At 63.8% G+C, this 18456-nt stretch carries 20 protein-coding genes and 1 pseudogene; 12 read left to right on the top strand and 9 right to left on the bottom strand.

The window, feature by feature from the left end:
- Positions 1-186: 186 nt before the first annotated feature.
- The 8 genes from HQN78_RS02045 to HQN78_RS02010 all read left to right on the top strand — a co-directional run bounded on the left by HQN78_RS02045 (position 187) and on the right by HQN78_RS02010 (position 6245).
- The gene (locus HQN78_RS02045) at positions 187-1122 is read left to right on the top strand and encodes an RluA family pseudouridine synthase (protein ID WP_235087604.1); all 936 of its coding nucleotides are present in this window, start codon (positions 187-189) and stop codon (positions 1120-1122) included.
- A gap of 1 nt (position 1123) precedes the next feature.
- Positions 1124-1783, top strand: a complete 660-nt coding sequence (locus HQN78_RS02040) for an HAD-IA family hydrolase (RefSeq protein ID WP_107799843.1) — start codon at positions 1124-1126, stop codon at positions 1781-1783.
- Positions 1759-2121: a Rieske 2Fe-2S domain-containing protein gene (locus tag HQN78_RS02035; protein WP_235087601.1), complete on the top strand. Its 363-nt coding sequence runs from the start codon at positions 1759-1761 to the stop codon at positions 2119-2121. Before HQN78_RS02040 ends, HQN78_RS02035 begins: the two co-directional genes overlap by 25 nt.
- A 41-nt stretch (positions 2122-2162) precedes the next feature.
- On the top strand, positions 2163-3104 hold the full coding sequence (locus HQN78_RS02030) for a S49 family peptidase (protein ID WP_107799845.1): 942 nt from the start codon (positions 2163-2165) through the stop codon (positions 3102-3104).
- 19 nt (positions 3105-3123) lie between these two features.
- The gene (gene motD, locus HQN78_RS02025; RefSeq protein ID WP_019101524.1) at positions 3124-3960 is read left to right on the top strand and encodes a flagellar motor protein MotD; all 837 of its coding nucleotides are present in this window, start codon (positions 3124-3126) and stop codon (positions 3958-3960) included.
- 28 nt (positions 3961-3988) lie between these two features.
- Positions 3989-4579 (top strand): malonic semialdehyde reductase, encoded by a 591-nt coding sequence (locus tag HQN78_RS02020; protein ID WP_235087599.1) that lies wholly within the window; start codon positions 3989-3991, stop codon positions 4577-4579.
- A gap of 57 nt (positions 4580-4636) precedes the next feature.
- On the top strand, positions 4637-5665 hold the full coding sequence (locus HQN78_RS02015; RefSeq protein ID WP_235087596.1) for a quinone-dependent dihydroorotate dehydrogenase: 1029 nt from the start codon (positions 4637-4639) through the stop codon (positions 5663-5665).
- A gap of 112 nt (positions 5666-5777) precedes the next feature.
- Positions 5778-6245 carry a glycine zipper 2TM domain-containing protein gene (locus tag HQN78_RS02010; RefSeq protein ID WP_048415794.1) on the top strand — a complete coding sequence of 156 codons (468 nt, stop codon included), beginning with the start codon at positions 5778-5780 and terminating at the stop codon, positions 6243-6245.
- Between the two features lie 121 nt (positions 6246-6366).
- On the opposite strand, the gene HQN78_RS02005 is transcribed toward HQN78_RS02010, so the two are convergent.
- Genes HQN78_RS02005 through fur form a run of 3 tightly spaced genes read right to left on the bottom strand, consistent with a single transcriptional unit; the run spans position 6367 to position 8214 of the window.
- Positions 6367-7104, bottom strand: a complete 738-nt coding sequence (locus HQN78_RS02005) for an arginyltransferase (RefSeq protein WP_107799849.1) — start codon at positions 7102-7104, stop codon at positions 6367-6369.
- On the bottom strand, positions 7091-7792 hold the full coding sequence (gene aat, locus HQN78_RS02000) for a leucyl/phenylalanyl-tRNA--protein transferase (protein WP_235087594.1): 702 nt from the start codon (positions 7790-7792) through the stop codon (positions 7091-7093). Before aat ends, HQN78_RS02005 begins: the two co-directional genes overlap by 14 nt.
- Positions 7789-8214, bottom strand: a complete 426-nt coding sequence (gene fur / locus HQN78_RS01995; protein ID WP_019101530.1) for a ferric iron uptake transcriptional regulator — start codon at positions 8212-8214, stop codon at positions 7789-7791. The genes aat and fur overlap by 4 nt, the downstream gene beginning before the upstream one ends.
- 93 nt (positions 8215-8307) lie before the next feature.
- Between fur and HQN78_RS01990 the strand changes: the two genes are divergently transcribed.
- Genes HQN78_RS01990 through HQN78_RS01975 form a run of 4 tightly spaced genes read left to right on the top strand, consistent with a single transcriptional unit; the run spans position 8308 to position 11283 of the window.
- Positions 8308-8691 carry an outer membrane protein assembly factor BamE gene (locus HQN78_RS01990; protein ID WP_227104172.1) on the top strand — a complete coding sequence of 128 codons (384 nt, stop codon included), beginning with the start codon at positions 8308-8310 and terminating at the stop codon, positions 8689-8691.
- Entirely contained in the window at positions 8688-9500 is an 813-nt protein-coding gene (dapB, locus tag HQN78_RS01985; protein ID WP_235087591.1) for a 4-hydroxy-tetrahydrodipicolinate reductase, read from the top strand. Before HQN78_RS01990 ends, dapB begins: the two co-directional genes overlap by 4 nt.
- A gap of 36 nt (positions 9501-9536) precedes the next feature.
- A complete protein-coding gene (locus tag HQN78_RS01980) occupies positions 9537-10511 on the top strand; it encodes an iron ABC transporter permease (RefSeq protein ID WP_235087589.1) in 975 nt (324 codons plus the stop codon).
- The gene (locus HQN78_RS01975; RefSeq protein ID WP_235087587.1) at positions 10504-11283 is read left to right on the top strand and encodes an ABC transporter ATP-binding protein; all 780 of its coding nucleotides are present in this window, start codon (positions 10504-10506) and stop codon (positions 11281-11283) included. The genes HQN78_RS01980 and HQN78_RS01975 overlap by 8 nt, the downstream gene beginning before the upstream one ends.
- A 4-nt stretch (positions 11284-11287) precedes the next feature.
- Here the strand turns inward: HQN78_RS01975 and folE are convergent, their stop codons facing one another.
- From folE to HQN78_RS01945, 6 genes and pseudogenes are all read right to left on the bottom strand, one after another.
- Positions 11288-11926, bottom strand: coding sequence for a GTP cyclohydrolase I FolE (gene folE, locus HQN78_RS01970; protein WP_107799855.1), 639 nt, complete (start codon positions 11924-11926; stop codon positions 11288-11290).
- 228 nt (positions 11927-12154) lie between these two features.
- The gene (locus tag HQN78_RS01965; protein WP_107799856.1) at positions 12155-13669 is read right to left on the bottom strand and encodes a SpoVR family protein; all 1515 of its coding nucleotides are present in this window, start codon (positions 13667-13669) and stop codon (positions 12155-12157) included.
- Positions 13670-13827: 158 nt separating this feature from the next.
- A complete protein-coding gene (locus tag HQN78_RS01960) occupies positions 13828-15111 on the bottom strand; it encodes a YeaH/YhbH family protein (protein ID WP_107799857.1) in 1284 nt (427 codons plus the stop codon).
- A 150-nt stretch (positions 15112-15261) separates the two neighbouring features.
- Positions 15262-17189 (bottom strand): annotated as a pseudogene (locus HQN78_RS01955) (PrkA family serine protein kinase).
- 398 nt (positions 17190-17587) lie between these two features.
- Entirely contained in the window at positions 17588-17905 is a 318-nt protein-coding gene (locus HQN78_RS01950) for a PilZ domain-containing protein (RefSeq protein ID WP_081545720.1), read from the bottom strand.
- On the bottom strand, positions 17892-18449 hold the full coding sequence (locus tag HQN78_RS01945; protein ID WP_235087584.1) for an NUDIX domain-containing protein: 558 nt from the start codon (positions 18447-18449) through the stop codon (positions 17892-17894). Before HQN78_RS01945 ends, HQN78_RS01950 begins: the two co-directional genes overlap by 14 nt.
- Positions 18450-18456 lie beyond the last annotated feature (7 nt).

The raw sequence follows: 18456 nt of genomic DNA, 5'->3' as shown, positions 1-18456 counted from the left end.
TTTCGGTGAGCGAGTTAACCTTGGCTGCAAACGTCGCGAGCGGCATCAGGTCAGGGTCTGTAAATCCCTGCCGGCCGTCTCCAACCTCTTGCAGCAGCGCCACGCAACATGCCGTGACCTTGGCTTGACATTTCGCCGTCATCTTGGTGCAACACACCTTGGGACAGCGCCAGAAGTATAAGCAATATGACAGACATTCGCAAAGATTCCGTCTCCTTCGTCCAAGTGGACGACGGCGACGCCGGCCAACGCATCGACAACTACCTGGTGCGTTTGCTCAAGGGCGTGCCCAAGAGCCACATCTACCGCATCCTGCGCTCCGGCGAGGTGAGGGTGAACAAGGGCCGCATCGACGCCGCCTACCGCGTGCAGGCGGGCGACGAGCTGCGCATTCCGCCCATACGCGTGGCCGAGCGCGCGGAAAAGAACGTGCCGGCCGCCACCTTCCCGGTGGTGTACGAGGACAACGCGCTGCTGGTGATAGACAAACCGGCCGGCGTGGCGGTGCACGGCGGCAGCGGCGTGTCCTTCGGCGTGATCGAACAACTGCGCCAAGCGCATCCGGACTGGCGCTATCTTGAGCTGGTGCACCGGCTGGACCGCGAAACCTCCGGCCTCCTGATGCTGGCCAAGAAGCGCTCGGCGCTGACCAAGCTGCACGACATGATGCGCGCCAATGTGCCGGACAAGCGCTATCTGGCGCTGGGCCTAGGCCAGTGGCCGGACGACGCGCGCCAGGTCAAACTGCCGCTGTTCAAGTTCCACACCCCGGACGGCGAGCGCCGCGTGAAAGTCAGCGACGCCGAAAACGGCCAGTACGCGCACACCAATTTCGCGATCAAGGAACGTTTTGCCGAGTTCACGCTGGTGGAAGCCCATCTGCGCACCGGCCGCACCCACCAGATCCGCGTGCACATGCAGGCCAACGGCTGCGCGATCGCCGGCGACGAGAAATACGGCGACTTCGCGCGGAACAAGGAACTGGCCAAACGCGGCCTGAAACGCATGTTCCTGCACGCGCGCAGCCTGTCCCTGCCCCATCCGCTGACCGGCGAGCCGCTGAAACTGGAAGCGCCGCTGCCGCCGGAGCTGGAGCGCTTCCTGAAAAGCCTGAGGTCTTGAGATGAACACTCGCTTCGATCTGGTCGTTTTCGACTGGGACGGCACCCTGATGGACTCCACCGCTCACATCAGCCAGTCCATCCAGCAGGCTTGCGCCGACCTGTCCCTGCCCGTCCCCAGCCGCGAGCAGGCCAGCCACGTCATCGGCCTGCGCCTGGCCGAGGCGCTGCAACAGGCCTGTCCGGCCGCCGCCCCGGAGCAACTGCCGCGGCTGACCGAAGCCTTCCGCCATCATTACCACGCCAACCAGCATCAGGTGACCCTGTTCGACGGCGCCGTGGACTGCCTGAACGCCATCGCCGCCAGCGGCGTTTTCCTGGCGGTGGCCACCGGCAACAGCCGCGCCGGCCTCAACCGCTTGCTGGAGCAGACCGGGCTCGGCCCGCTGTTCCACGCCACCCGCACCGTGGACGAATGCCATTCCAAGCCTCATCCGGACATGCTGTTGTCGCTGACCGAGATGCTGGGCGCGGACCCGCGCCGCACGCTGATGATAGGCGACACCAGCCACGACCTGCTGATGGCCGGCAACGCCGGCTGCCACGGCGTAGGCGTCGGCTTCGGCGCCCACGACAGCGAGCACCTGGAAAGCTGCGGACCGCTGGCCTTGTTCCACTCCTACCCCGAGCTGCAGACATGGCTGCTGCCGAAACTCGGATAATCTGCGCCGCGGCCGAGCTGCAGGACGGCGGCCGCGCCTGGCGCTTCGAGATCGCACAGGCGGACGGCGCGCCTCCGCTGCCCGCCTTCGCCGTGCGCTACCGCGGCAAGGTCTACGCCTACGTCAACGCCTGCCGCCACATCCCGGTGGAACTGGATTTGCGCGACGGCGAAGTCTTCGACCTCAGCGGCCATTATCTGGTGTGCAGCATGCACGGCGCCTGCTACGAAGCGCACACCGGCTATTGCGTCTCCGGGCCCTGCCGCGGCCAGCGGCTGATCGCCGTGCCCGTCTTCGAACAGGACGGCAACATCTGCATCAATGTCATGCCGTCGTGAACTTTGCTAGACTCCTGGAATTATTCAGGGAGCACCCACACATGAGCGACACCTCCAACCATTGGGAACGCCAATTGCTGGAAAAACTGGCCAGCGCCGCGTTGGTGGAACAACGCCGCGCCCGCCAGTGGAAAATTTTCTTCCGCATGATCTGGCTGATCATCATCGGCTTCATCCTGTTCAGCCTGTTCATGCGCAACGAGGACAAGGCCACCGCCGGCATCGTCGGCTCCGGGCACACCGCCGTCATCACGCTGGAAGGCGTGATCGACAGCCAGAGCGACACCGCCAACAAGCTGAGCCAGGCCCTGACCGACGCCTACGGCGACAAGAGCACCAAGGGCATCATCATCGACGCCAACAGCCCGGGCGGCAGCCCGGCGCTGTCCGGCATGGCCTATGACGAAATCCGCCGCCAGAAGAAGCTGCACCCGTCGGTGCCGGTTTACGTGGTGGTCAGCGAGGTCTGCGCGTCCGGCTGCTATTACATCGCCTCCGCCGCCGACAAGATCTTCGTCGACAAGGCCAGCATCATCGGCTCCATCGGCGTGCTGTCCGACGGCTTCGGCTTCACTGGCGCCATGGAAAAACTGGGCGTGGACCGCCGCCTGCGCACCTCCGGCGAGAACAAGGCGATGGGCGACCCCTTCTCCCCGGTCAACCCCAAGCAAGAAGCCATCCGCCAGCAATTGCTGGACGACATCCACCAGCAATTCATCGCGGCGGTCCAGGCTGGCCGCGGCCAGCGCCTGGCCAAGGACCCGCAACTGTTCTCCGGCATGGTGTGGCTGGGCGACAAGAGCATCCCGCTGGGCCTGGCCGACGGCCTGGGCACGGTGCGCTCGGTGGCGCGCGACGTGATCAAGGCGGAGAAAACCGTCGACTATACTCAGCAAGACGATCTGTCCAGCCGCGTGGCGCGCAAGATCGGCGTGGAATTCGCCGGCGGCGTGAAGAGTCTGTTCGACACCAAGCTGTTCTGACCAACCGGCAAGGCACAACATGGCGCGCAGAAGAAAACGACAGGAAGAAGAACACGAGAACCATGAACGTTGGCTGGTTTCCTACGCCGACTTCATCACCCTGCTGTTCGCCTTCTTCGTGGTGATGTACGCGATCTCCTCGGTCAACGAGGGCAAGTACCGCGTGCTCTCCTCCGCCATCGTGGACGCCTTCCGCTCCGGCTCCACCATCAGCGTAAACACCACCCCGCCCAGCGGCGGGGCCAACACCATGATAGAAATCCCGGAGACCAAGCCCATCGCCAAGGCAGTCAAGGGGGAACACCAGGCAGAGAAAAAAGCCAACACCGGCTCCGCCCAGGGCGACGAAAAAACCCGGCTCGCCAACCTGACCCAGGATCTGGCCAAAGTGATGGACCCGCTGGTCAAGAGCGGCCAGGTCACCATCACCCACAGCAGCAAGGGCGTCACCATCGACATCCGCGACACCGCGCTCTTCCCCACCGGACAGGCGCAGCCCAACGAACAGTCCCGCCAGCTGATGGCCAATATGGCGCTGCAGCTGGCCAAGGTGGACAATCCAATCCGAGTGGAAGGCTTCACCGACACCGTGCCCATCCGCAATTCCTACTTCCCGTCCAACTGGGAACTGTCCGCCTCGCGCGCCGGCAGCGTGGTGCGCCTGTTCCAGGAAAACGGCATCAAGCCGGAACGGCTGGTGGCGGTGGGCCGAGGCGCCAACCTGCCGGTGGGCGACAACGCCACCGCCGACGGCCGCGCCAGCAACCGCCGCGTCGCCATCACCGTGCTGGCGAGCGGGCTGAGCGACGCCGAAGTGCTGTCGCCGCAAGACGCATCCATGGCCAATGGCCGCTAACACCCCTGTTTCTCAAGAGGAGCACGATATGAGCACCCCGATTCATCATTCCGCGCTGGAACAGCTGTTCCTCAACGCCCGCACCCACAGCCACTGGCAGGACCGCCCGGTCAGCGCCGAAACGCTGCACCAGCTGTTCGACCTGCTGAAAATGGCGCCCACCAGCGCCAACTGCTCGCCGGCGCGCTTCATCTTCGTACAAAGCGACGCCGCCAAGGCCAAGCTAAAGCCCTGCCTGGCCGAAGGCAACGTCGAAAAAACCATGGCCGCGCCGGTCTGCGTGATCGTGGCCCAGGACATGCGCTTCTACGAGCACCTGCCCAAGCTCTACCCGCACGCCGACGCCAGAAGCTGGTTCGAAGGCAACGACGCGGCGATCCAGGCCACCGCCTCGCGCAACAGCAGCCTGCAAGGCGGCTACCTGTTGCTGGCCGCGCGCTCGCTGGGGCTGGACTGCGGTCCGATGTCCGGCTTCGACAACGCCGCTGTGGACCAGGCCTTCTTCCCGGACGGCCGCTTCAAATCCAACTTCCTGGTCAACCTGGGCTACGGCGCCGCGGACAAGCTCTACCCGCGCTCGCCGCGCTTCGAGTTTGACGACGCCTGCCAGATTCTTTAATCCCCCCGCCCGATGCCCGGTTATAATGCCGGGCATTTTGCTGCCTGGAGAAACAAGATGCTCTATTCGCTTCTGCGCCCGCTGCTGTTCCGCTTTGACGCAGAGACCGCCCACGAACAGACGCTGGCCATGCTGGACCAGGCGCACAAACTGCGCCTGAGCACGCTGACCTGCCACAGCGCCGCGCGCAAGCCGGTGCAAGCCATGGGCCTGACCTTCCCCAACGCGGTGGGACTCGCCGCCGGGCTGGACAAGAATGGAGCGCATATCGACGCCTTGGCCGCGCTGGGTTTCGGCTTCATCGAAATCGGCACCGTCACCCCGCGGCCCCAGCCGGGCAATCCCAAGCCGCGGCTGTTCCGCCTGCCGGAGCACCAGGCCATCATCAACCGCATGGGCTTCAACAATCTGGGCGTGGACACCCTGCTGGACAATGTGCGCCGCTGCAAATTCCAGGGCGTGCTCGGCATCAATATCGGCAAGAACGCCGCCACCCCGATAGAAAACGCCGCCGACGACTACCTGGCCTGCCTGGACAAGGTCTACGCCTACGCCAGCTACGTCGCCGTCAACATTTCCTCGCCCAACACCAAGAACCTGCGCCAGTTGCAAGAGGGCGACGAACTAGGCCGCCTGTTGGCGCAATTGAAGCAGCGCCAGCAGGCGCTGGCCGACAAGCACGGCCGCCACGTGCCGCTGGCGCTGAAGATCGCGCCGGATCTGGACGACGATCAGATCATCGCCATCGCCCGCCTGCTGACCGAACACCGCATCGACGGCGTCATCGCCACCAACACCACGCTCTCTCGCGAGGCCGTGGCCGGCCATCCCTTGGCGGAGCAGGCCGGCGGCCTGTCCGGCGCGCCGGTCAAAGACCGTTCCACAACAGTTATTCGCAAATTAGCCAAGGAACTTGACGGCGCCCTGCCTATCATAGGAGTTGGCGGCATCCTGTCCGGGCGGGACGCCGTGGAAAAACTGGACGCCGGCGCCAGCCTGGTGCAAGTCTACAGCGGCCTGATCTACCGAGGCCCGGCGCTGGTGGCCGAGTGCGCGAATGCGATCGCAGCGCGCGCCAAACCCTGAACAACAGCACGCGCGGCCGCGCACGGGCCCTCCCTCAGGAAGCCCGGCGACAGGCCCGCGGCGACCATCCCGGGGCAAACCGGCTCGCTTATATAACATGGGACTCACTCATATGAACGCAAAACAACTGATTCGTCTTTCCGCCGTCGCGCTGCTGAGCGCCGGCGTGCTCACCGGCTGCGCCACCTCCGACTCCGCCGCCGTCTACTCCAAAGGCCAGATGCGCCAGGCGCAGACCGTGCAGCTGGGCACCGTGGTGTCGGTGCAGAACGTGAAAATGGAAGGCAGCAATAATGAGCTGCTGACTCTGGGCGGCGCCGCGCTGGGCGGCCTGGCCGGCAGCAATATCGGCGGCGGCAAGGGCCAGATCGCCGGCGGCATCGTAGGCGCGCTGGCCGGCGGCTTCGGCGCCCAGGCCGCTCAACGCGGCCTGAGCAAGAACGCGCTGGAAATCACCGTCAAGCTGGATGGTTCCGGCCGCATGATCTCCATCGTGCAGGAAGCCGACATTCCGTTCTCCGCCAACCAGCGCGTGCGCGTGCTGACCGGCGGCGGCAACGACCGCGTGGTGCCGTTCTAAGCATCCGCTCAAGGCCCGCCGTCGCACGTCTTCGACTCGCAGGCCTTGAACAGGCTCTGACGCGAACCGCGTCAGCAATGAAAAAGCCGGCGCTCGCGCCGGCTTTTTCATTGGGTGCCGCTCACTCGTCCCGCGGCCTGGACAGCTCCACCCAACGCCCGTCCATCAAGGCCTGCAGGGGCTGATACATCGCCTTGTAGGACATCTTCTGGCATTCGCGTATCCAATAGCCCAGATACAGGTGCGGCAGCCCCAGCCGCCGCGTCAGCTCCGCCTGCCACAACACATTGAACACGCCCAGGCTGGATTTGGCGTCTTCCGGATCGTAGAAGGTGTATACCGCGGACAGGCCGTCGGCCAGGCGGTCGATCAGGCTGACCATCTTCAATTCGCCGTCCAGGCGAAACTCCGCCAGCATGCTGTCCACCCCGCTTTTCAGAATGAACTCCGAATACTGCTGCGGATCGTCGTCCGACATGCCGCCGCCGGCGTGCCGCGACTGCTGATACCAGCGATACAGCGCATAGTGTTCGGCGTCGAACTCCAGCGGCAGCAGGCGCACCTGCATCGCCTCCAGCCGCCGCGCCACCTTGCGCTGAGTGCGGCTGGGCGCGAAGCGCTCCACCGGAATCCGCACCGGCACGCAAGCCTGGCAACTGTCGCAATACGGCCGATAGGTATACAGGCCGCTGCGGCGGAAGCCCAGCTTCACCAACTGGCTGTAAACCTCGCCATCGATCGCCTCCGCCGGGATCGCCACCTGCGAACGCGCCTGACGCCCGGCCAGATAACTACAGGGATAGGGCGCGGTGGCGTAGAAATGGATGGCCACTGTCGGGCCGGGATCACGATGGCTCATTGGTATACCGGTAGTTCCACATCGCGGCGGGCTGCGCCCGTCGGGCATTCTCTTTCAGAGTAGCAAGAAATGTCTGACGCGAAACCAACTTGGCGCCCAAGCTCTGCAAATGGCGGGTGTGCATCTGACAATCTATCATCGTCACCCCCTGCGTCCGCAAATGGCGCACCATGTGGATGAAGGCCAGCTTGGACGCGTTGCTGCGGCGGGAGAACATGGATTCGCCGTAGAACATCAAGCCCAGGCCGATGCCGTACAGACCACCGACCAGTTCGCCGTCCATCCAGGTCTCGAAAGAATGCGCGTAGCCCAGCCGGTGCAGACGGCAATAGGCGTCCACCATCTCCGGCACGATCCAGGTGCCCTGCTGCTGCGCCCTTGGTTCAGCGCAGGCCGACATCACTTCGCGGAAGGCGGTGTCCACGCGGATTTCGTAATGTTGATTGCGCAGCAGCTTGTCCATGGAACGGCTGACTTTGAGCTCGTCCGGACTCAGCACCATACGCGGCGCCGGCGACCACCACAGAATGGGCTCGCCTTCGGAAAACCAGGGGAAAATACCTTGGGAGTAAGCAGCCAGGATGCGCTGCGGGGACAAATCGCCTCCGGCGGCCAGCAAACCGTTGGGTTCGCGCAGAGCCAGCCGCACCGGAGGGAAGACCGGCTCAGGACCGAGCCAGGGAATCATGCCTTCTTGGCGTTAAGGCAGTCCGGGCACTCGCCGTACATGTACAGCGCGTGATCGACGATGCGGAAGCCATGCTGCTCGGCGATGCGGTCTTGCAAAGCCTCGATCTCCGGATCGAAGAACTCGACCACCTTGCCGCAGCTGACGCACACCATGTGATCGTGATGACCGCCCTGGTTCAGCTCGTACACCGCTTTGCCGGTTTCGAAATGGTGGCGCACCAGAATGCCCGCCTGCTCGAACTGCGTCAGCACGCGGTAAATGGTGGCAAGGCCGATGTCGATATTTTCCGCGAGCAGCTTGCGGTAGACATCTTCCGCCGACATGTGGCCGGCGTGCTCCTCCTCGAACAGATCGAGGATTTTCAAACGCGGGCCGGTGGCCTTGAGGCCGATATCTTTAAGGTGACTGGCTTTGCTCATCGTGATATAAAGTGGGTCGATTTCAGATCATGATAAAGCCTTTTCACGGCTTTGCCTAATTACCGCCTCATAACTTTTAGGTCACGGAGTATCATGCGCGCCCTGATTTTTGTCGCCGTCCTTGCCCTCTCCGGCTGCAGCTCAATGAACCCTCTGAACTGGCTCAGCCCGCACAAGATGGAAATCCAGCAGGGCAATTATGTCACAGAGGATGCCGTCGCCAAACTTAAACCGGGCATGACACGCTCGCAAGTGCGTTTCCTGTTGGGTTCTCCGCTACTGGCCGACGCGTTTCACGCCAATCGCTGGGATTACACCTATAGCGACATCAAGCAGGGCAAGCTGGATAAAAACAGCAACCGCCTGTTGACCATCCACTTCAACGGCGACGTGCTGGAGCGCGTGGAAGGCCAGGCGCAGCCGGCCGAACGCCCGCCGCTGACCGCCTCCGCGCCGGCCCAGGAAGCCAAGCCATGAGCGCCTCCCCGCTGAAACTGGTGGTGGTCGGCGCCGGCGGCCGCATGGGCAAGGCCCTGATTGAAGCGGCGCTGGCCGCGCCCGGCGTGGCTCTGCACGCCGCGGTGGACCGCCCCGGCTCAGAATTCATCGGCCAGGACGCCGGCCTGTTCATCGGCAAGCACACCGGCGTCAAGATAGGCGGCGACTTCCTCCAGGCGCTGGAAGGCGCCGACGCCGTCATCGACTTCACCCGCCCGGAAGGCACGCTGGAACACCTGGCCGCCTGCGCCGAGCGCGGCGTGCAGATGATCATCGGCACCACCGGCTTCGACGAGGCCGGCAAGGCGGCGATCCGCGCCGCCGGCGACCGGATCGGCATCGTGTTCGCCTCCAATTTCAGCGTTGGCGTCAACCTCACCTTCAAGCTGCTGGACATGGCGGCGCGAGTGCTGGACGACGGCTACGACATCGAAATCATCGAAGCCCACCACCGTCATAAAGTGGACGCGCCGTCCGGCACCGCGCTGCGCATGGGCGAAGTCATCGCCGACGCGCTGGGCCGCGACTTGAAAGAATGCGCGGTTTACGGCCGCGAAGGCGTGACCGGCGAGCGCGATCCGCACACCATAGGCTTCGCCACCGTGCGCGGCGGCGACGTGGTCGGCGACCACACCGCCTTGTTCGCCGCCATCGGCGAACGCGTGGAAATCAGCCACAAGGCCTCCAGCCGCGCCACCTTCGCCAACGGCGCGGTGCGCGCCGCGCGCTGGCTGGCCGGCAAACCGCGCGGCCTGTTCGATATGCAGGACGTGCTGGGCCTGCGCTAAGCGCCGGCGGGGAGCCTCCTCCCCGCCCCCCTTTCCATGCGCCTCTTCCCGCTGACCCTGGCCCTCGCGGCCGGCCTGACTCTCCTCTCTCTCGTCTCGCTGCTGCACGGCAGCGGCATGGACGCGTCGCGTTTGCTGGCCGGCCAGCCCTTGCCGGAACTGGAATGGCAATTGCTGTGGCAGCTGCGGCTGCCGCGCCTGCTGGCCAGCGCCAGCGCCGGCGCCTTGCTGGCCAGCGCCGGCGCAGCGGTGCAGGCGCGTTTCCGCAACCCGCTGGCCGAACCCGGCCTGATCGGCATCAACAGCGGCGCGGCGCTGGCCGCCGCCGCCGCGCTGAGCCTGGGCGCCGGCCTCTACGCGGTGTCCGCGTCCGCCTTCGCCGGCGGCCTGTTCTCCTTATTGCTGATCCGCCTGCTGGGCCAGACCCAACAAGGCGGCAGCCGGCTGATCCTCAGCGGTCTCGCCATCAGTTCCTTGCTGGGCAGCCTGCTGACCCTGCTGATCACCACCCTGCCCGACGGCTCCTTGCGCGTGGTGATTTTCTGGCTGATGGGCAGCTTCGCCAGCGTGGACTGGCCGCAAACCGTCTTGCTGTGCGCGGCCGCGCCGCTGGTCTGGCTGGCGCTGCACCGGCAATGGCGCTTTCTCAACGCGCTGCAATTGGGCGAAACCGCCGCCTTTCACCTGGGCTTTGAAGTGCGTCGCCGCGAATGGCAGGTGGTGATCCTGGCGGCCCTGGCCGCCGGCCTGGTGGTGTCCGCCTGCGGCATGATCGGTTTCATCGGCCTGATGGGCCCGCACCTGGCGCGCCAACTGGTGGGCGGCAACGCGCGCCGGCTGCTGTGGATCGCGCCCATGCTGGGCGCGCTGCTGGCCATCGCCTCGGACTGGCTGGCGCGCAGCCTGCTGGCGCCCAGCGAGCTGCCGGTGGGCGTGATCACCAGCCTGATAGGCGCGCCCTTCTTCCTGTGGCTGCTGCGGCAAAGCGCGGAAAAGGACGCCCATGCTTGAAGCGCGCGCCCTCAGCCTTTCCCGCCAGGGCCGCCTCTTGGTGGAGGCGGTGTCCCTGCGCGTGGCGCCGGGCGAACTCAATATCGTGCTAGGCCCCAACGGGGCCGGCAAAAGCAGCTTGCTGGGCATGCTGGCCGGTATGCACCCGCCCAGCGCCGGCGAGGCGTGGATGGCCGGACGGCCGCTGCGCGGCCAATCCGCCGCGCAACTGGCGCGCCAGCGCGCGGTGGTGGAGCAAAATCCGCTGACGCCGGCCGGCTGGAGCACGATGGAGCTGATCCAGTCCGGCGCCTATCTGCTGGGCGACGCCGGCGAGGCCTGCCGCCAGGCGATGGAGCTCACCTGCACCGCGGAGCTGGCGCGACGCCAGGCGCGCACCCTGTCCGGCGGCGAACAGCAACGCGTCCACCTGGCGCGCGCGCTGTGCCAGTTGCTGGCCTCTGCGGACGCGGAACGCTATCTATTGCTGGACGAACCCACCGCCGCGCTGGACTTCGCCATGGCCGACGCGCTGCTGGCGCAGGTGGCCCGCATCTGCCGCGAGCTGAACATCGGCGCGCTGGCCGTGGTGCACGATCTGAACCTGGCGCTGCGCCACGCCGACAATGTGCTGCTGCTGAACGAAGGACGCGCCGCCGGCTTCGGGCCCACGCCCGAAATCATGCGGCGGGAAACCTTGGAAGCGGTTTACGGCGTACGGCTGGCGGAGCTGAGCAGCCGGGAGCACGCCTTGCGCGCCTTCGTGCCCTTGCCCCACCCGCACCAAGAGTAAACGCTCAGCGGTGCGAGGCCTGCTTGCACTCGCTGAGAAAACGCGCGCGGTCCGCCTCGCCCACTTCTCCGGCGAAGCCCTGGGTGATCACCGCCTCCGCGCCGCGCCGGTTTTCCCCCAGTTGCAAACACATCTGCTTGGCCTGGATCACACAGGCCGCGCCCTTGGCCATGCCGTGCCGCACCAGCGCGTCCGCCACTTCCTGGCAAATCCATTCCTGGTAATTCAAGCGGTGCGAGATCACGTCGATCAGCCGCGCGATGCGGCCGAAGCCGTGCAGCCGTCCGCCCGGAATGTAGGCAACGTGGGCAATGCCTTCGAAGGGCACCAGATGGTGCGGACACAGGCTGTGGATGGAGATATTGCTGATGATGACCATCTCGCGGGAATCGTCTTCAAAACCGCAGCCCAGCACCTCGCTCGGATCGGCGGCGTAGCCGTCCAGCAAGCGGTCGCGCCAAAACGCGCCGACACGTTCCGCGGTCCTGCCCAGATGCGGATCGCCTTGCGGCTGAAAGCCGCAGGCGGTCAGCAAATCGGTCACCGCGCGCTCAAACGCCTCCTTGTCGAAGGGCCGCAAGCGTTCCACGCCCACCTTGGGCGCGCGCTCCGGCGCTGGATGATCGCAATGCTGGTGGTCCATATCGTCTCCCTTGTGAGCGCTGGTTCAAAGTCCGCCGCGCGCCGGCGAGGCAGAGCGCGGCCGGGGCCGCCTCGCGTGAAGCGAAACAGGCTTTGCGGCGGCGACGCGCAATCGAAATAGGAATTCGAGAGCGGCCCGGAGGGAAAGTTGCATCCGCCGGCGGCATGAAAAACCCGGGGGCGACGACCGCCGGCCCCGGGTTTTCGACTATATCACAGGCCGCCGCGGCTACACGCGCGCGCCATCCAGGTTGGATTTCATCTCGTAGCTCTGCTTGACGTCGCCATTGCCGTCCACGCTTTCCAGCCTCACGTCGAAGCCCCACAGCCGGCACACGTGCTTGAGCACCTCATTGGCGCTGTTGTCGTCCAGCGGCCGCCGGTTGTGCATGGTGTGGCGCAGCACCAGGCTGCGGTCGCCGCGCACATTGACCGACCACACTTGGATATTGGGCTCGCGCGAACCCAGGTTGTACTGCTCGGCCAGCTTGCCGCGGATGTCCCGGTAGCCCATATCGTCGTGGATGGCGGACACTTCCAGCTTGTCGTCGTGGTCGTCGTCGCGAATCGAGAACAGACGGAAATCGCGAATCAGCTTGGGCGACAGATACTGCGAGATAAAGCTCTCGTCCTTGAAGTTCTTCATCGCGAACTCCAGGGACTCCCGCCACGGCGTGCCGGCCAGGTCCGGGAACCAGGCGCGGTCCTCGTCGGTGGGGGCTTCGCAAATGCGCTTGATGTCCTGATACATGGAGAAGCCCAGCGCATACGGGTTGATGCCGTTGTACCAACGCGCCGTCACCGGCGGCTGGTACACCACATTGGTGTGGCTCTGCAAAAACTCCATCATGAAGCCGTCGGTGACCATGCCCTTGTCGTACAGGCGATTGAGGATGGTGTAGTGCCAGAACGTGGCCCAGCCCTCGTTCATCACCTGGGTCTGCCGCTGCGGGTAGAAATACTGCGCCACCTTGCGCACGATGCGCACCACCTCGCGCTGCCAAGGCTCCAGCAGCGGCGCGGATTTCTCGATGAAATACAGCAGGTTTTCCTGCGGCTCCGGCGGAAAACGCGGCGGCGCCTTGTCGCTGCCGTCCTTGTCGCGCTTGGGAATGGTGCGCCACAGGTCGTTGACCTGGGTTTGCAGGTATTGCTCGCGCTCTTCCTGACGCGCCTGCTCCTTGGCCAGCGACAGCTTCTGCGGCCGCTTGTAGCGGTCCACGCCGTAATTCATCAGCGCGTGGCAGCTGTCCAGCAAGTCCTCCACCGCGTCTATGCCGTAGCGCTCCTCGCACTTGGTGATATAGCTCTTGGCGAACACCAGATAGTCGATGATGGCCGAGGCGTCGGTCCAGGCGCGGAACAGGTAGTTGCCCTTGAAAAAGCTGTTGTGGCCGTAAGCGGCGTGGGCGATCACCAGCGCCTGCATCGTCATGGAGTTTTCCTCCATCAGATAGGCGATGCAGGGGTTGGAGTTGATCACAATCTCATAGGCCAGCCCCATCTGGCCGCGCTTATAGCTCTTTTCGGTGGCGACGAAATGCTTGCCGTAGCTCCAGTGATGGTAGTTGACCGGCATGCCCACCGAGGCGTAGGCGTCCATCATCTGCTCGGCGGTGATGACTTCCAGCTGGTTGGGATAGACATCCAGCTTGAACTCATCCACCGCGATGGTGCGTATCTGCCGGTCGTACTCGTCGACCAGGTCGAAGGTCCATTCGGACCCGGTAGAAATCGGTGTCATGTTGCTCCCCCCTTGGCAAGACCGCTCAGAACCTGTTTACGATCTGCTGCGCGTCGGCGATACGGCGTCGAAACCGAGCTCAAAATGCTCATGTACCACGCGTACATTCCGCTTTTTCGCTCGTTTCCGCCTTGTCTCGCGAGATCATAAACACGTTCTCAGGCGGTGGCGGCGCGGCCATTGGCCGGCTGGCGCTTGAACAGTTCCCGGAAGACCGGGTAGATGTCGGAAGCCGAACGAATTTTCTGCATGGCGAACTGGCGGTTGCGTTCCTGCACCTTCAAGTATTCGTACCAGAGGTTTTGCGGCTCTCCTTCGGTGATCTCGATGTAGGCGAAGTACTGGCAGTAAGGCAGCAGGTCCTCCTCCATGATGCGGCCGCAGTTGGCGGAATCGCTGTCCCAGTTGTCGCCGTCGGACGCCTGGGCGGCGTAGATATTCCATTCGCTGCCGGCGTAGCGTTTCTTGACGATCTCCGCCATCAGATTGAGCGCCGAGGACACCACGGTGCCGCCGGATTCGCGCGAGTGGAAGAAATCCTCCTCGCTCACCTCCACCGCACTGGTGTGGTGGCGGATGAACACCACCTCGATCTTCTCGTAATTGCGCTGCAGGAACAGGTACAGCAGGATGAAGAAGCGCTTGGCCATGTCCTTTTTCTGCTCATCCATGGAGCCGGACACGTCCATGATGCAGAACATCACCGCCTGACTGGTGGGCTTGGGCTGCTTGACCCGGTTGTTGTAGCGCAGGTCGAACGGGTCTATCCACGGAATGCTGGCGATGCGTTCGCGCAGCCGGTGAATGCTTTGCCGTTTTTCGCGGATTTCCGAGGTGTTGTCCTCGTCATCCTCCATCAGGGTGTCGAGTTCCTCCTCCGCGTCGCCCAGCGTGGCCATGGTGGGCGCGGCCATCGCCACCCGCCGCGCCAGCGCGCCGCGCAGCGAACGCACGATATTGATGTTGGCCGGCGTGCCGTCGTTGGTGTAACCGGCGCGCACCGTCTTCATCTCCTCAATGCCCATCAGCTGGGTCTTGATCAGATTGGGCAGGGCCAAGTCGTCGAAGAACACGTTCATGAACTCTTCGCGCGACAGCTGGAACACGAAATCGTCCTCGCCCTCGCCGTCCTGGCTGGCCTTGCTGCCGCCTCCGCCCCCGCCGCCCTGCGGCCGCGGCAGGCGGTCGCCCTTGACGAACTCCTCATTGCCCGGGTGCACGTTTTCCGTCATGCCGCCCTTGCCGTGATGAAACACGGGTTCGGAAATATCCTTTACCGGAATCGAGACCTTCTCCCCGCTCTCGATATCGGTAATGCTGCGCCCCTTGACCGCCTTGGCGACGGCCTCCTTGATTTGGGCCTTGAAACGGCGCAGAAACCGTTCGCGGTTGACCGCGGACTTGTTCTTGCCGTTGAGGCGCCGATCGATGATGTGGGACATAAGCACCTCGCTTTGCCTGTGCCGGCGGCGGCCGCCCGCGGGCGGCCATCGCCTGGCTTGCTGTTGTTATATTCTTCACCGCCCGGCGGCGACAGCGGCCGCGCGGGCGATTTCCGGCGCCGCCCCAGGCGGCGCCGGATCAGCGACGGCTTACGAGGACTTGCGCACTCGTAGATACCATTCGCACAACAGACGCACTTGCTTGGCGGTGTAGCCTTTTTCCACCATGCGGTTGACGAAGTCCTCGTGCTTCTTCGCATCCTCGGCGCTGGCCTTGGCGTTGAAGGAGATCACCGGCAACAGCTCCTCGGTGTTGGAGAACATCTTCTTCTCTATGACCGTGCGCAGCTTCTCGTAGCTGGTCCAGGTGGGATTCTTGCCGCCGTTGTTGGCCCGCGCCCGCAACACGAAGTTGACGATCTCGTTGCGGAAGTCTTTGGGGTTGGAAATCCCGGCCGGCTTCTCTATCTTCTCCAGCTCCGCGTTCAAGGAGGTTCGGTCGAAGATCTCGCCGGTGTCCTGATCGCGGTACTCCTGATCCTGAATCCAGAAGTCCGCGAAGCTGACGTAGCGGTCGAAGATGTTCTGGCCGTATTCGGAGTAGCTTTCCAGATAAGCGGTTTGAATCTCCTTGCCGATGAACTCCACGTACTTGGGCGCCAGGTATTCCTTCAGGAAGGTCAGATACTTCTGCTCGATTTCCGCCGGGAACTGCTCGCGCTCAACCTGCTGCTCGATCACGTACAGCAAGTGCACCGGGTTGGCCGCCACTTCGCTGTGATCGAAGTTGAACACCTTGGACAAAATCTTGTAGGCGAAGCGCGTGGACAAGCCGCTCATGCCCTCGTCCACCCCGCGTAATCGCGGTATTCCTGGATGGATTTGGCCTTGGGATCCGTATCCTTCAGATTGTCCCCGTCGTACACCTGCATCTTGCTGAACAGGCTGGAGTTTTCCGGCTCTTTCAGCCGCGACAACACCGCGAACTGCGACATCATCTTCAGCGTACCCGGCGCGCACGGCGCGCGGCCCAGCGAAGAGTTGCGGATCAGCTTGTCGTAGATCTTGATCTCGTCGGACACGCGCAGGCAATACGGCACCTTGACAATGTAGATCCGATCCAGGAAAGCCTCGTTGTTCTTGTTGTTGCGGAACTGCTTCCACTCGGATTCGTTGGAGTGGGCCAGGATCACGCCTTCAAACGGAATCGCGCCAAAGCCCTCGGTGCCCTTGAAGTTGCCTTCCTGGGTGGCCGTCAGCAGCGGGTGCAAGACCTTGATCGGCGCCTTGAACATCTCCACGAATTCCAGCAAGCCCTGGTTGGCCAGGCACAAGCCGCCGGAGTAGCTGTAAGCGTCCGGGTCGTCCTGCGCGTATTTCTCCAGCTTGCGGATATCCACCTTGCCCACCAGCGACGAAATATCCTGATTGTTCTCGTCGCCCGGCTCGGTCTTGGCCACCGCGATCTGCTTGAGCACGGACGGGTAGCGCTTGACCACGCGGAACTGGCCGATGTCGCCGTTGAACTCATGCAGCCGCTTCACCGCCCACGGGCTGGGGATGCTCTTCAGATAACGGCGCGGGATGCCGTATTCCTCTTCCAGCAGCGCCCCGTCTTCGTCGTAGTTGAACAGCGCCAGCGGAGACTCGTTGACCGGGCTGCCTTTCAGGCAATAGAACGGCACCAGCTCCATCAGCTCTTTCAGCTTCTCGGCGATAGACGATTTGCCGCCGCCCACCGGGCCCAGCAAATAGAGGATCTGCTTCTTCTCTTCCAGGCCTTGCGCGGCGTGGCGGAAGTAGGACACCACCTGTTCGATCACCTCCTCGGTGCCATAAAAATCACGGAACGCGGGATAGACCTTGATGACTTTGTTGGAAAAGATGCGGGACAGACGCGAATCGTGCCGAGTGTCCACCAGCTCCGGCTCGCCTATGGCGGCCAGCATGCGCTCTGCGGCGGTGGCGTAAGCGCCGGGGTCTTTCTTGCAGAGCTCCAGGTACTCCTGGATGGTGTACTCCTCCTCACGAGTCTTGTCGTAACGAGCAGCGTAGTGACTGAAGATATCCGGGTGCATGGCTCTCTCCTGGCAGGTAGCAGAGGCGCAAACGATATGCACGCGGCATCCGCTGCTCCCCTTGCTGAATTAGAGTATTCACATTGTTTCCGGCTTTCTTTTTCTGGGTATAGCATAACGCACAGCCTGGCAGGGCAAAACCGCGCCTGCACACAAAATATGAGATCGTGAGCCAGATTCAATACAAGTATTTGAAATGGATGGTGAATTCCGCCAGCTTTTTTTTGTAACGGAAGACGAGCGGCGTGTAAGCGGGAGTAAACGGAAATCGGCCCTAAAAAAACGCTTTGAGAATCAAACGTTTCCATCGCGGCGATTGAAACATTCACGCCGCGCAGCGCGGCGGAAAAAGAGAAGGGAATATAAAGAATGCGCCGCGTCCGCGCGGACTGCGGCGCTCAGCCTTTGCGCTGCACAATGCGCACGCCGATTTCATAGATGCGGCCGCGCTGCACCTCGTTGCAGCGCTTCACCTCCACCACCGCCTCCAAGGGCTTGCCCGGCATGCCGCCCACGCCCGGGGCCAGCACGATCACGGACAGGCGCTCGCCGAACTGCGGCACAAAGGACGAGCGCAAGGCCATGCCGTCCACCGACAGATCCACGCACTCGCCGTAATGGGTTTCGCCGCTGATCAAAGAACGGATGCGAGCCTTGCAGCCCATGCTGATGCGGCGCCCGCGCCGTCGATCCCGGTAAGGATCAAACGGCGACACCCGGCATCCTCCCGGCCTGGTGCGCCGCCAGCCAGTGCAGGCCCACGATGGACTTGCTGTCGCAGATCGCCCCGCTCAGCGTCATCTCCATCGCCTGGGCCAGCGGCACTGTCAGCACCTCCAGGAATTCGCCCTCGTCCAGCCGGCTGCCCTGCTGGCTCAGCCCTTCCGCCAGGTAATAACTGATGCGCTCGTTGGAATAGCCAATGCACGGATAAGCGGTGCCCAGATACGTCCAGCGCTCCGCCGCGTAGCCGGTTTCCTCCAACAGCTCCCGCCTTGCGGTGGCCGCCGGGTCCTCGTCCGGGTCTATCTTGCCGGCGGGAATCTCCACGAACTCGCGGCCGGTCGGGTAACGGTACTGGCGCTCCAGCACCAGCTTGCCGTCCGGCGTCAGCGCCAGCACCGCCACCGCGCCGGGGTGCAGAATGTATTCGCGCGTGGACGCCGCGCCGTCCGGCAGCGCCACCTCGTCTTTATGAACCTTGAGAAAACCGCCCTGATACACCAGCTCCGTCGACAACTGCTTTTCAACCAGATCCACAATCACC

Origin of the sequence: Chromobacterium sp. Beijing (assembly GCF_021496765.1) — a bacterium.
Taxonomy (GTDB): Bacteria; Pseudomonadota; Gammaproteobacteria; order Burkholderiales; family Chromobacteriaceae; genus Chromobacterium.
Note: the sequence above shows the minus strand (reverse complement) of the source record. Positions and strands in the feature narration are given on the sequence as shown.

What these genes read in the sequence shown, in the direction of transcription:
- HQN78_RS02045 (WP_235087604.1), top strand. Translation starts at nt 187, where the DNA reads ATGACAGACATTCGCAAAGATTCCGTCTCCTTCGTCCAAGTGGACGAC.
- HQN78_RS02040 (WP_107799843.1), top strand. Translation starts at nt 1,124, where the DNA reads ATGAACACTCGCTTCGATCTGGTCGTTTTCGACTGGGACGGCACCCTG.
- HQN78_RS02035 (WP_235087601.1), top strand. Translation starts at nt 1,759, where the DNA reads ATGGCTGCTGCCGAAACTCGGATAATCTGCGCCGCGGCCGAGCTGCAG.
- HQN78_RS02030 (WP_107799845.1), top strand. Translation starts at nt 2,163, where the DNA reads ATGAGCGACACCTCCAACCATTGGGAACGCCAATTGCTGGAAAAACTG.
- motD (WP_019101524.1), top strand. Translation starts at nt 3,124, where the DNA reads ATGGCGCGCAGAAGAAAACGACAGGAAGAAGAACACGAGAACCATGAA.
- HQN78_RS02020 (WP_235087599.1), top strand. Translation starts at nt 3,989, where the DNA reads ATGAGCACCCCGATTCATCATTCCGCGCTGGAACAGCTGTTCCTCAAC.
- HQN78_RS02015 (WP_235087596.1), top strand. Translation starts at nt 4,637, where the DNA reads ATGCTCTATTCGCTTCTGCGCCCGCTGCTGTTCCGCTTTGACGCAGAG.
- HQN78_RS02010 (WP_048415794.1), top strand. Translation starts at nt 5,778, where the DNA reads ATGAACGCAAAACAACTGATTCGTCTTTCCGCCGTCGCGCTGCTGAGC.
- HQN78_RS02005 (WP_107799849.1), bottom strand. Translation starts at nt 7,104, where the DNA reads ATGAGCCATCGTGATCCCGGCCCGACAGTGGCCATCCATTTCTACGCC.
- aat (WP_235087594.1), bottom strand. Translation starts at nt 7,792, where the DNA reads ATGATTCCCTGGCTCGGTCCTGAGCCGGTCTTCCCTCCGGTGCGGCTG.
- fur (WP_019101530.1), bottom strand. Translation starts at nt 8,214, where the DNA reads ATGAGCAAAGCCAGTCACCTTAAAGATATCGGCCTCAAGGCCACCGGC.
- HQN78_RS01990 (WP_227104172.1), top strand. Translation starts at nt 8,308, where the DNA reads ATGCGCGCCCTGATTTTTGTCGCCGTCCTTGCCCTCTCCGGCTGCAGC.
- dapB (WP_235087591.1), top strand. Translation starts at nt 8,688, where the DNA reads ATGAGCGCCTCCCCGCTGAAACTGGTGGTGGTCGGCGCCGGCGGCCGC.
- HQN78_RS01980 (WP_235087589.1), top strand. Translation starts at nt 9,537, where the DNA reads ATGCGCCTCTTCCCGCTGACCCTGGCCCTCGCGGCCGGCCTGACTCTC.
- HQN78_RS01975 (WP_235087587.1), top strand. Translation starts at nt 10,504, where the DNA reads ATGCTTGAAGCGCGCGCCCTCAGCCTTTCCCGCCAGGGCCGCCTCTTG.
- folE (WP_107799855.1), bottom strand. Translation starts at nt 11,926, where the DNA reads ATGGACCACCAGCATTGCGATCATCCAGCGCCGGAGCGCGCGCCCAAG.
- HQN78_RS01965 (WP_107799856.1), bottom strand. Translation starts at nt 13,669, where the DNA reads ATGACACCGATTTCTACCGGGTCCGAATGGACCTTCGACCTGGTCGAC.
- HQN78_RS01960 (WP_107799857.1), bottom strand. Translation starts at nt 15,111, where the DNA reads ATGTCCCACATCATCGATCGGCGCCTCAACGGCAAGAACAAGTCCGCG.